This window comes from Rhodococcus sp. 14C212, assembly GCF_011058195.1.
GTDB classification, from domain to species: domain Bacteria; phylum Actinomycetota; class Actinomycetes; order Mycobacteriales; family Mycobacteriaceae; genus Rhodococcus; species Rhodococcus aetherivorans.
In genome coordinates this window covers 1-10,630 of record NZ_JAALEH010000132.1, presented here as the reverse complement: position 1 = coordinate 10,630, position 10,630 = coordinate 1, and the positions used below count along the sequence as shown (strand labels likewise).

10 protein-coding genes are annotated in these 10,630 nt (G+C 72.9%); 4 read left to right on the top strand and 6 right to left on the bottom strand.

Going from position 1 to position 10,630, the window contains the following annotated elements:
- The 3 genes from G6038_RS28640 to G6038_RS28630 form a co-directional block, all read left to right on the top strand.
- Positions 1-873 (top strand): alpha/beta fold hydrolase (locus G6038_RS28640; protein ID WP_165042036.1); only part of this gene is annotated, 873 nt, incomplete at its 5' end.
- Complete coding sequence (locus G6038_RS28635; RefSeq protein ID WP_165042034.1) at positions 870-2,132, top strand: family 1 glycosylhydrolase; 1,263 nt, start codon at positions 870-872, stop codon at positions 2,130-2,132. The genes G6038_RS28640 and G6038_RS28635, both read left to right, overlap by 4 nt.
- 29 nt (positions 2,133-2,161) lie before the next feature.
- Entirely contained in the window at positions 2,162-2,797 is a 636-nt protein-coding gene (locus G6038_RS28630; protein WP_165042032.1) for a LysE family transporter, read from the top strand.
- 7 nt (positions 2,798-2,804) lie between these two features.
- Here the strand turns inward: G6038_RS28630 and G6038_RS28625 are convergent, their stop codons facing one another.
- The 5 genes from G6038_RS28625 to nadA form a co-directional block, all read right to left on the bottom strand.
- Positions 2,805-3,101, bottom strand: coding sequence for a DUF2470 domain-containing protein (locus G6038_RS28625; RefSeq protein WP_165042030.1), 297 nt, complete (start codon positions 3,099-3,101; stop codon positions 2,805-2,807).
- Positions 3,102-3,117: 16 nt separating this feature from the next.
- Positions 3,118-4,521 (bottom strand): wax ester/triacylglycerol synthase family O-acyltransferase, encoded by a 1,404-nt coding sequence (locus tag G6038_RS28620; RefSeq protein WP_165042028.1) that lies wholly within the window; start codon positions 4,519-4,521, stop codon positions 3,118-3,120.
- A 164-nt stretch (positions 4,522-4,685) separates the two neighbouring features.
- A complete protein-coding gene (nadC, locus tag G6038_RS28615) occupies positions 4,686-5,555 on the bottom strand; it encodes a carboxylating nicotinate-nucleotide diphosphorylase (protein ID WP_165042026.1) in 870 nt (289 codons plus the stop codon).
- The gene (locus G6038_RS28610) at positions 5,556-7,154 is read right to left on the bottom strand and encodes an L-aspartate oxidase (RefSeq protein ID WP_165042024.1); all 1,599 of its coding nucleotides are present in this window, start codon (positions 7,152-7,154) and stop codon (positions 5,556-5,558) included.
- 2 nt (positions 7,155-7,156) lie between these two features.
- Positions 7,157-8,191, bottom strand: a complete 1,035-nt coding sequence (gene nadA, locus G6038_RS28605) for a quinolinate synthase NadA (protein ID WP_165042022.1) — start codon at positions 8,189-8,191, stop codon at positions 7,157-7,159.
- 79 nt (positions 8,192-8,270) lie between these two features.
- On the opposite strand from nadA, the gene G6038_RS28600 reads away from it, so the two are divergent.
- Entirely contained in the window at positions 8,271-8,975 is a 705-nt protein-coding gene (locus G6038_RS28600; protein ID WP_165042020.1) for an NUDIX domain-containing protein, read from the top strand.
- A 581-nt stretch (positions 8,976-9,556) separates the two neighbouring features.
- Here the strand turns inward: G6038_RS28600 and G6038_RS28595 are convergent.
- Positions 9,557-10,258 (bottom strand): MspA family porin, encoded by a 702-nt coding sequence (locus tag G6038_RS28595; RefSeq protein WP_165042018.1) that lies wholly within the window; start codon positions 10,256-10,258, stop codon positions 9,557-9,559.
- Positions 10,259-10,630 lie beyond the last annotated feature (372 nt).

Here is a 10,630-nt window from a genome sequence, read left to right as displayed (position 1 = left end):
ACCCCCGAGTCCGTCCCCACCCTGCTGCTGCCGCCGCAGTCCGGATCACACTCGTGCATCGTCGACCTGTCCTCCGACCGCAGCCAGGTCTCCGCCCTGCGCAGCGGCGGGTTGTCGCGGCTGTACTGCCTGGACTGGGCGCCCGCCGGCCCTGTCACCGACGGCGCCTCCCTCGACGACCATCTCGCCGTCCTCGCCGAGGCCGTCGAACTGCTCGGCGGACGGGTGAACCTGGTCGGCGGCAGCCAGGGCGGCTGGCTCGCCGCGATGCACGCCGCACTGCATCCGCGGACCGTGCACAGCCTCACCGTTGCGGGGGCGCCGATCGACTTCCACGCCGATCGTCCCGGCGCCGCCGCCCTCGAACACGTGCCGCGATCGGTGTCCGCGTCCGTGCTCAACCTGTGGTACGACACCTGCCGGCTGTTCGGGGTGCTGCCCACCGACCCGGTGAGCGAGGTCCAGCGCAGCCTCGAACTGCTGGGCCTGCTGAACGATCCCGACACGCTCGGACAGGCGATCGACGAACGACGGTGGTTCCTCTGGCGCCAGGAGATCCCCGCCGCATTCCGCACGTGGATCCTCGAGCACCTGTTCGTCGGCAACGACCTCGTCGCCGGGGCCGTCACCACCGGTGCCGGTCCGGTGGACCTGGGCGCGATCGAGTGCCCCGTGCACATCGTCCTCGGCCGGCACGACCTCGTGGTGCCACCGGGACAGGTCCTCGCCCTCGCCGACCACGTCAGCACCCCCGCCGGCGACATCACGGTGCACGACGTCGACGCCGGCCACCTCGGGTTGTTCGTCGGCCGGCGCGCCCTCACCGAGCTGTGGCCCCGGCTCGCGGCCGGGATCGCCGCGCACTCACGATGAGGACCGCCGTCGCGGCGGTGCGGAGGGCCGCTGCCGCGGTGGTGCGGAGGGCCGCTGCCGCGGTGGTGCTGACGGCCGCCGTCACGGCCTCCGCCGCGGCGGGGTCCTCCCCGCCCGCCCACGCCGCGGGAGACGGGTTCCTGTGGGGCGTGTCGGGTTCCGGCTTCCAATCCGAAGGCTCCCCGCCGGACAGCAACTGGACCAGGTACGCCGCGTCGGGCCGCACCCACGAACTCGTCGGCACCTCGGTGGATTTCCGTCATCGCTACCGGGAGGACATCGCCGCGGCTGCGGACCTCGGGGTGGACGTGTTCCGGTTCTCGGTCGAGTGGTCCCGCATCCAGCCCACCCCGCACAGCTGGGACGAGGCCGAACTGCGCTACTACGACGACGTCGTCGCGACGGTGCGCGGGCACGGCATGATCCCGATGATCACCCTCGACCACTGGGTGTACCCCGGGTGGATCGCCGACCGCGGCGGCTGGCGCGATCCCGCCACGGTCGGAGCATGGCTCGCCAACGCCGAGCAGGTCGTCGCCCGGTACGCCGGGCTGGGCGCGATGTGGGTGACGATCAACGAACCGACGATCTACGTCCAGAAGGAGCTCACCTTCGGCGGAATCGACGCGGCCGATGTCCCCCGCATGTTCGACGCTCTGGTCGCCGCGCACCGCTCGATCTACGCCCGGATCCACGAACTGGACCCGGGCGCGCGCGTGACGTCCAACGCCGCGTACATCCCCGGCGTGCAGACCGGACTCGACGCCCCGTTCGTCGACCGGGTCCGCGACACCCTCGACTTCCTCGGGCTCGACTACTACTACGGGGCCACCCCCGCCAACCCGAGCGCGATCCACGCGCTCACCGACGATTTCGCCTCGATCGTCCCGCATCCCGACGGGATGTACGAGGCGCTGATGCACTACACCCGCCGTTTCCCGGGGCTGCCGCTGTACGTCGTGGAGAAGGGGATGCCCACCGCCGACGGGGCGCCCCGCGCCGACGGCTGGACCCGGGCGCGACACCTGCGCGAGCACGTCGACCGGGTGCGCCGCGCCGCGACCGACGGCGCACCCGTCTTCGGGTACAACTACTGGTCGCTCACCGACAACTACGAATGGGGAAGCTATACACCGCGTTTCGGCCTGTACACCGTCGACGTGCGCACGGATCCGAACCTGACGCGCCGTCCCACCGACGGGGTCGACGCCTACCGGGCCGTCACGGATGAGCCGTGGCCGGTGCCGGTGCCGGGGTGACCGGCACGGCCCGGTCGTAGAATCGGCGGATGACCTGGCAGACGTGGGTGGCCCTGCTCGGCGCCGCCTGGGTGATCAGCCTCTCCCCCGGCGCCGGCGCGATCGCGTCCATGTCCTCGGGCCTCGCCCACGGACTGCGGCGCGGCTGGTGGAACATCGTCGGGCTGCAGCTCGGCCTGCTCCTGCAGATCATGGTGGTCGCCGCCGGGGTCGGCGCGGTCCTCGCCGGGTCCGCGGCGGCGTTCACGGTGATCAAGTGGTTCGGCGTGGCCTACCTCGTGTACCTCGGGGTGCGCCAGTGGCGCACCCGCCCCACCGAGGTCGACCCCGGCGCGGCGCCGGGACTCGGCTCGGCGCCGGCGCTGGTGGCGCGCGGGTTCCTGGTCAACGCGAGCAACCCCAAGGCCGTGGTGTTCATGCTCGCCGTGCTGCCGCAGTTCCTCGATCCCGGAGCCCCGCTGCTGCGGCAGTACCTGATCATCGCGGCGACGATGGTGACCGTCGACATGATCGTCATGACCGGCTACACGGGCCTGGCGGCGCGGGTGCTGACGCTGATGCGCTCGCCGCGCCAGCAGCGCATCACGGGCCGGGTGTTCTCCGGGCTCTTCTTCACGGCCGCCGCGTTCCTGGCCTCCGTGCGGCGCGCGGCCGTCGCGGCATAACGGCCGGTCAGTGCGGCCGCGGCGCCACACCGAGCCGCTCGCACGCGGCGTGATACAGCGCGACCACCGCGGTGCGGATCCCCGCCCGGTCGGAGACGGGCTCGAGCCACGGCACCCGCACCGTCGTCTCGAGGCCGCCGACCTCGACGACCCACTCGCCGAACTCGGTGTGCACGCCGGTCATGCGGGCGGCACCCGCCGTGGGTTCCGCGAACGCGCGGACCACGAGCAGGTTGTCGTCGGCGTGGTCGTCGTTCATGTGCCGGGTCACGGCCGCGACGACGGCGGCGTCGAAGGAAGTCACGCCGGCGAGCCTAGCCTCAGCGATCGCCGTCGGCGCCTGCCACCCCGACGGTGCGTTCGAGCGCGGCGAGCTCGTCGTCGAGGTGCGCGATCAGGCGATCGAGCTGCGGGACGCTGCGGCTGCACGAGGTCAGACCGAACGCGATCCGGTCGTCGGTGCTGGTGCAGGTGATGTTCAGGGCCTGCCCGTCGACCGGTACCGACAGCGGGTACAGGGCGTCGACGCGGGCGCCGTTCCAGTACAGCGGCTCGGCCGGGCCCGGCACGTTGGAGACGATCACGTTGAACGGCGGCCGCACCACGGCCCGGTTGCCGGTGAGCACCCCGACCGCGAGCGGAGCCATACCGAGGGCGCTCGTGGCCAGCAGCGTGGTCTGGGACCGGCCCCGCATGGACTCCTTGCCGTCGAGCATCGCGTCCCGGATGGCGGCCAGGCGGGCCGCCGAATCGTCGACATGGGTGGCGAGCGGGCACATCAGCACGCCCACGTCGTTGCCGCCCTCGGTGGTCTTCCCGCGACGCAGCGACACCGGCACCATCGCGACGAGCGGGTCGTCGGGCAGGGCCTCGTGGTCGAGGAGGTAGGCGCGCAGCGCTCCCGCGGACATCGCGAGGACGACATCGTTGACGGTGGCGCCGGCGGTCTCGGCGACGCGCCGCAGCCGCGTCAGCGACCAGTCGTGCGCGGCGAAGCGGCGGCCACCGGCGATGGACACGTTGAGCATCGTGCGCGGCGCCGTGAGCGACACCGCGCCGCCGCGGCCCCGCAGGGCCCGGTCCACGGTCCCGACCACGGCGGGCACCATCCCGGCGGCCTCGTCGATCACGCCGCGCACGGCCCGTACGGTCATGCTCGGCAGGTCGAGCGCGGTCCCGACCGCGGAGTGCGGCGGGTCGGCGGACGGGAAGCGCGCCCAAGGCGGCGGCATGTCGGTGCGGTCCGCGTCGGTGCTCAGGGCCCGGTGCAGCAGCCGCATCGCGCCCACACCGTCGGCGAGGGCGTGGTGGATCTTCGTGTAGATCGCGTACCGTCCGTCGGCGAGGCCCTCGATCAGGTGCATCTCCCACAGCGGCCGGCTGCGGTCGAGGAGGGTGCTGTGCAGCCGCGAGACCAGGGCGCGCAGTTCGGCGATGCCCCCGGGGCGCGGCAGGGCGTCGCGCCGGACGTGGTGTTCGAGGTCGAAGTGCGGGTCGTCCTCCCACGCCCACATCCCCAGGGTGGTGAGGGAACGGACCGCGCGCCGGCGCCACAGGGACGCGACGTCGTCATCGGCGAGGGCCGCGTCGAACAGCGCGCGCAGGGACCCGGCGTCGCCGCCCGGCGGCGGCTGCAGCAGGATCAGTCCCCCGACGTGCATGGGATGCTCGCGCGACTCGCCGAGCAGGAACATCGAGTCGATCGGTGACATCGGCAAACGCATGCGAGGTCTCTCCGTTCCCCGGCGAGGCGGGGAACTCGGTAGTGGCGGACCCCCTGTGACCCGCCGGACGCGCGCCGCCGCCGTGAGGTGCCCCACGGCGGCGGATACGTAGCCAGTTGTACGCGATCGGTGCGGCCGGTGCCAAGCGCGGCCCCGGCGTGGCGTCACATGTCGAGACCGAGGTCGAGGACGCTCACCGAGTGGGTCAACGCGCCGACGGCGAGGTAGTCGACGCCGGTGCGGGCGTAGTCCGCGGCCACGTCGAGGGTCAGGCCCCCGGAGGACTCGAGGCGGGTCTGCGGCGCGTGGGTGTTGCGCCGTTGGACCGCGATCTGCGTCTGCCACAGCGGGAAATTGTCGAGCAGGATCAGCTCGACGTTCTCGGCGAGCACCTCGTCGAACTGCTCGAGGCTGTCGACCTCCACCTCGCACTCGAGGTCGGGGGCCTGGGCCCGCACGGCCCGCAGCGCCGCGACCACCGAACCGGCGGCGACGACGTGGTTGTCCTTGATCAGCGCGGCGTCGCCGAGACCCATCCGGTGGTTGACACCGCCGCCGACCCGCACCGCGTACTTCTGCAGCGCCCGCAGGCCCGGCAGCGTCTTGCGACTGTCGCGGATCTTCGCGTCGGTGCCGGCGACGGCGTCGACCCACCGTGCGGTGGCGGTGGCGATCCCGGACAGGTGGCACATCAGGTTCAGCATGGTGCGCTCGGCGGTGAGCAGGCCCCGGGTGGGGGCCTGCACCGTGAGCACCGTCTCCCCCGCCGCGGCGCGATGCCCGTCGACGGCACGGTCGAGCACCTCGTAGCTGCCGGCACCGAGGACCTCGTCGAGCACCAGCAGACCGATGTCGATCCCGGCGACGGTGCCGGGGCTGCGCGGCACCACCGACGCCGTGGCCACGGCGTCGGCCGGCACCGTGGCGTCGGTGGTCACATCCGGGCCGTAGCGCAGGTCCTCGTCGAGGGCGACGCGCACCAGCGCGAGCGTCTCGTCCCGATCGAGTCCGGCGGGCAGCTCGGTGCTGGCCATTCAGTGTGCTCCTGTGAGTTGTGGTGTGCGCAGCGTGATCTCGCCGTCGGCGTCGAGACGCGTCTCGAGGCTGCGACGCTGCGCGGGGTCGGATTCGGGATGGTCGTCGCGGGTGTGGCAACCACGGCTCTCGGTGCGGGCGCCGGCCGCGAGGGTCAGGGCCCGGGCCGCGACGGTGAGCGCGGCGTCCTCGAGGGCCGCCGCGTCGGTGCACCGGCCGGTCGGGGCGGCGGTGAGGCCCGCCCCGGCGACGGCGAGCCCGGCGGCGTCGCGGACGACGGAGGCGTGCCGGGTCATCAGCTGCTGCAACGCCGCCCGGTCTGCGCGGGGCCGGACCGGCAGGTCGGCGTCGGCGGTCTCGACGCGCAGCCCGCCGCGCTCCTCGGCCGCGGCCAGGCCGGCGCGCTCGCCGACGACGAGGCCCTCGAGCAGGCTGTTGGAGGCGAGCCGGTTGCCGCCGTGCAGGCCGGTGCGGGCGACCTCGCCCGCCGCGTACAGCCCGGGCACACCGGTGCGGCCGCACACGTCGGTGACGACCCCGCCGCACGAGTAGTGCGCGGCCGGAGCGACGGGAATCAGGTCGCGGGCCGGGTCCAGGCCCACCTGTGCCAGGGAGGCGGTGACGGTCGGGAAGCGCCGCGCGAACCCGTCGAGGTGCCGGGCGTCGAGCAGGACGTGGTCGTCGCCGAGCTCGGCGAGCCGGGTGGCGATGGCCCGGGAGACGACGTCGCGCGGCGCGAGGTCGCCGAGGGGGTGCACCCCGGCGGTGACCGGGCGGCCGGCACTGTCCACGAGGCGGGCACCCTCGCCGCGCACCGCCTCGCTGACGAGCGGGCGACGGCCGACGGATCCGGCCGCGAACAGCACGGTCGGGTGGAACTGGACGAACTCGAGGTCGGCGACGGCGGCGCCGGCGTGCAGGGCCAGCGCGATACCGTCGGCGGTGGCGCCGGGCGGGTTGGTGCTGCACGCGTACAGCTGCCCGAGGCCGCCGGTGGCCAGCAGCACGGCGGGGGTGTGGACGACTCCGAGGCCCCGGTCGTCGAGGACGAGCAGGCCGGTGACGCCGCGCGCGTCGGTGAGGACGCGGGCGGCGGCGGCACCGAAGAGCACCGGCAGTCCGGCCGCGCCCAGGGCACGCTGGATCTCGGCACCGGTGGCGTCACCGCCGGCGTGGATGATGCGGCGGGTGCTGTGGCCGCCCTCGCGGGTGCGGGCGATGCCGCCGTCACGGCCGCGGTCGAACACGGCTCCCAGGTCGGTGAGGGCGGCGACGGCGTCCTGTCCGCCGGAGACGATGGACCGCACGGCCGTCTCGTCGCACAGGCCGGCGCCGGCGGCGCAGGTGTCGGCGACGTGGGAGTCGACGGAATCCGCCGGCCCCGGGGCGACGACGGCGATGCCGCCCTGCGCGTACTGGGTGGCGGTGTCGGTGGGGCCGCCCTTGCTGACGGTCAGCACCCGCAGTCCGCGCCGGGACGCGGCGCGGGCGGCGGTGAGGCCGGCCACGCCGCCCCCGACCACCACGAGGTCGGCGCGGGCTTCCCAGCGGATCGTGTCCCGCCGCTCCGCCCGGCCCGCGCCGACGCCGGAGGGCATCGTCACTCCCCGCCGCCGGGGTTGCCGATCGCGATCATCCGCTGCACCGACTGCCGGGCCCGCTCGGCGACGGCCGGGTCGACGTGGACCTCGTCCTTGCCCTCCTGCAGGCAGCGCAACAGCGCGGCCGGAGTGATCATCTTCATGTAGGGGCAGGACGCGCGGTCGTTGACGGCCTGGAAGTCCACGCCGGGCGCCGCCTTGCGCAGCTGGTGCAGCATCCCCACCTCGGTGGCGACGAGGACCTGCTTCGCGCCGGTGGCGCGGGCCGCGTCGAGCATGCCACCGGTGGACAGGATCTTGACCTTGTCGTCGGCGACGAAGCCCTCACCGGCGAGGTACAGCGCGGAGGTGGCGCAGCCGCACTCGGGGTGGACGAACAGCTCGGCGTCGGGGTGCGCCTTGGACTTGGCCGTCAGCTCGTCGCCGTTGATCCCGGCGTGCACGTGGCACTCGCCCGCCCAGATGTGCATGTTCTGCCGGCCGGTCACGCGCTTGACGTGGGCGCCGAGGAACTGGTCGGGCAGGAACAGCACCTCGCGGTCGGGGTCGATGGAGGCGACGACGTCGACCGCGTTCGAGGAGGTGCAGCAGATGTCGGTCAGACCCTTGACCTCGGCGGTGGTGTTGACGTACGAGACGACGACCGCGTCGGGGTGGTCGGCCTTCCATTCGCGCAGCTGGTCGGCGGTGATGGAGTCGGCGAGCGAGCACCCGGCCCGCTCGTCGGGGATGAGGACCGTCTTGGCGGGGCTGAGGATCTTCGCGGTCTCCGCCATGAAGTGCACGCCGCAGAAGACGATGGTGTCCTCCTCGGCCTCGGCGGCGATGCGCGAGAGGGCGAGGGAGTCGCCGACGTGGTCGGCGACGTCCTGGATGGCGGGCAGCTGGTAGTTGTGCGCCAGCAGCGTGGCGTTGCGTTCGCGCGCCAGTCGCCGGATCTCCTCGGCCCACTCCGGGGTCGCCTCGACGCCGGTGTAGCCGCCGGGTCCGTCCTGGATCGGGGTGTGCGCGCCCGCCCACGTCGTAGTGGTCATGGCCTGCTCCTTCGCCGTGCACCGGGCGGGCTGTGCCCGGATTTCCGTATTCGGGGGTTTTCGACTTAGGATCGAAAACATGACACATGGTAGCACCCTTCACGAAGTGCTCATCGTCGTGTTCCAGGTTCGCCGCTTCCCGGACACCAACGGGGGCACGAAGAACGAGCTCGGGGTGCTGCTGTGGCAGCGCGCCCTCGACCCGGAGGCGGGCACCTGGTCGCTGCCCGGCGGCCGCCTACGCGACGACGAGGACCTCACCACCTCCGCCCGTCGCCAGCTCGCCGAGAAGGTCGACGTGCGCGAGGTGGCCCACCTCGAGCAGCTCTCGGTGTTCTCCGACCCGCACCGGGTGCCGGGACCGCGCACGATCGCCTCGACCTACCTCGGGCTGGTGCCGATCACCTCCGATCCCCACCTGCCCGACGACACCGCCTGGCATCCCGTGTCGCACCTGCCGGCGATGTCGTTCGACCACGGGGTCATGGTCGAGAACGCGCGCATCCGCCTGGCCGCCAAGCTGTCGTACACCAACATCGCCTTCGGGCTGGCCCCCGCCGAGTTCGCCATGTCCACGCTACGCGAGATCTATTGCGCGGCACTCGGATACCAGGTCGACGCCACGAACCTGCAGCGCGTGCTCAAGCGGCGCGACGTCCTGACCCCCACCGGCACCACCGCCCCGCCGGGACGCGCCGGCGGCCGGCCCCCGGCGCTGTTCCGCTTCACCGAGTCGCGCCTGCGCGTCACCGACGAGTTCGCCGCCCTGCGCCCGCCGGGCTGACAGTTGGTGTGGTTCTCTGCTTCGGTATCAGCAACTGCAGGACGGCCGGGCCGAGTGGGTGGCGGCGGCGAGCGTGTAGTGCGCTACCCCGATGAGGTCGGTGCCGGCAAACGCGCCGAGTCCGCGGTGCCGCTCGTCGCTGCGGCACAGGCTGCGGCGAGCCGGCCGAGTCGGTTCGGGGGCTCGGCGAAGTATCGCAGGCACGCGTCGCGTTCACCGAGATGTTCGTGGAACCGCCGAACCTCGGGTTCGTCGCCGGGAGCGAGCGGCCGGATCACCACCGGCCCGAAGTCGGCGCCCTCGCCGTCCGATGGAGGCTCCGGCGGCAGATGACGTAGTTGGCCGGCAGCGGATGCCCGCAGGTGGGCCCGCTCGAAGGCCTGCGAGTCGTCCGGCAGATGCGGACCGAGTCCCCGTCGGTGGCGACGTCGAGAATCCGGTAGGTGTCGCGGATCAGCGTCATCGCCCCGGCAGTTCACGGCAGAAGCTCGACGTCAACTGCCGGTCGCACGCCGAGGAACATCGCCGCCGTCTCCGTCGGTGGTGACCCGCTGAGTCCGAGCCACCACCGACGGAATCGGTCAGTTGAGGCGCTGCGGGACGCCGTAGGTGACCACGGTGTCGTTGTTGGCGGTGATCGCCCGCGCGAACGGCCGCACCGTCACCGGACCGACCGCACCGGAGACCGAGCCGTGCACCCCGGCGATCCGGACGGTGACCGAATCCCCGTCGAACTCGTGGTCTTCGACGATGGCGACTTCGGTGATGCCGCCGGGTTCGAGTTCGACCTCGATCTCCTGCTCGGGAATGATCGAGCCGCCGATCGTCGCGCCGGTGCTCGCGTCGAGGCCCAGAGCGAACTCGGGTGCCAGTTCGACGTTGACGCCGACGTCGTTGCCGACCTCCCAGTCCAGGCTCGGGGTGAAGATGTGCACCACCGCGCCGGGCACCGCGACCGGGTAGCCGATCTGATACCCGAGGGTGAGCTTGGTGCCGGTGTAGTCGGCGGCACCGGGCCCGGTGATGTTCACGGTGGCGGAACCGTCGTGGAAGAACTCGACACTCAGCGGGGAGCTGTCGAGCGGGAGAACACCCTGGATGGAGGTGTCGGCCTGCAGCACCTCGATCGCGTTGCCGTCCGCAAGGGGCAGCACGCGGGCGTTGTCGACGGCGGCGGTGGCGGCGCCCGGGCCGACGAGCACGCTCAGCGCCACGGCTGCGGTGAGCGCGGTGCCCCGGACGACATACGGACGGAATCGGTTGCCGGAGAAGCGGTGGACCATCGTGACGACCTCGTTCCTGGAGGGTGGGAAAGTGGCGTGACCTCCGACACGCAGGCACAGCGTAAGGGCGCCGCCGGGGTTGCGCCGGACGAACCAGCCGGGCGGCGTGTCGCGTCACGCCCACACCCCGGTCCCGAACGTCGCGGGTGTGGCCCGTCCGTTCCGGTGCCCGAGGCACCTGGCCCGGCTCGGCGGCGGTGCCGTTCGCTGGGTCGGAGCCGCCGGCCGTCGCACCGGGCGAGGTCGAGGGTTTGTGCTGCTCGGAGGGCGGAGGTGGGGGCCGGTGGCGCCGTGGCCGCGAATGCGAGGCCCGGGTGGTCGGTCGCGGGGCGCGGTGCTCCCTCGGGGTGTGGGCGCTGGCTCTTGTACACA

Excerpts from the sequence above, each read along its gene's own strand:
- G6038_RS28635 (WP_165042034.1), top strand. The coding sequence starts at position 870 with ATGAGGACCGCCGTCGCGGCGGTGCGGAGGGCCGCTGCCGCGGTGGTG.
- G6038_RS28630 (WP_165042032.1), top strand. The coding sequence starts at position 2,162 with ATGACCTGGCAGACGTGGGTGGCCCTGCTCGGCGCCGCCTGGGTGATC.
- G6038_RS28620 (WP_165042028.1), bottom strand. The coding sequence starts at position 4,521 with ATGCGTTTGCCGATGTCACCGATCGACTCGATGTTCCTGCTCGGCGAG.
- nadC (WP_165042026.1), bottom strand. The coding sequence starts at position 5,555 with ATGGCCAGCACCGAGCTGCCCGCCGGACTCGATCGGGACGAGACGCTC.
- G6038_RS28610 (WP_165042024.1), bottom strand. The coding sequence starts at position 7,154 with ATGCCCTCCGGCGTCGGCGCGGGCCGGGCGGAGCGGCGGGACACGATC.
- nadA (WP_165042022.1), bottom strand. The coding sequence starts at position 8,191 with ATGACCACTACGACGTGGGCGGGCGCGCACACCCCGATCCAGGACGGA.
- G6038_RS28600 (WP_165042020.1), top strand. The coding sequence starts at position 8,271 with ATGACACATGGTAGCACCCTTCACGAAGTGCTCATCGTCGTGTTCCAG.
- G6038_RS28595 (WP_165042018.1), bottom strand. The coding sequence starts at position 10,258 with ATGGTCCACCGCTTCTCCGGCAACCGATTCCGTCCGTATGTCGTCCGG.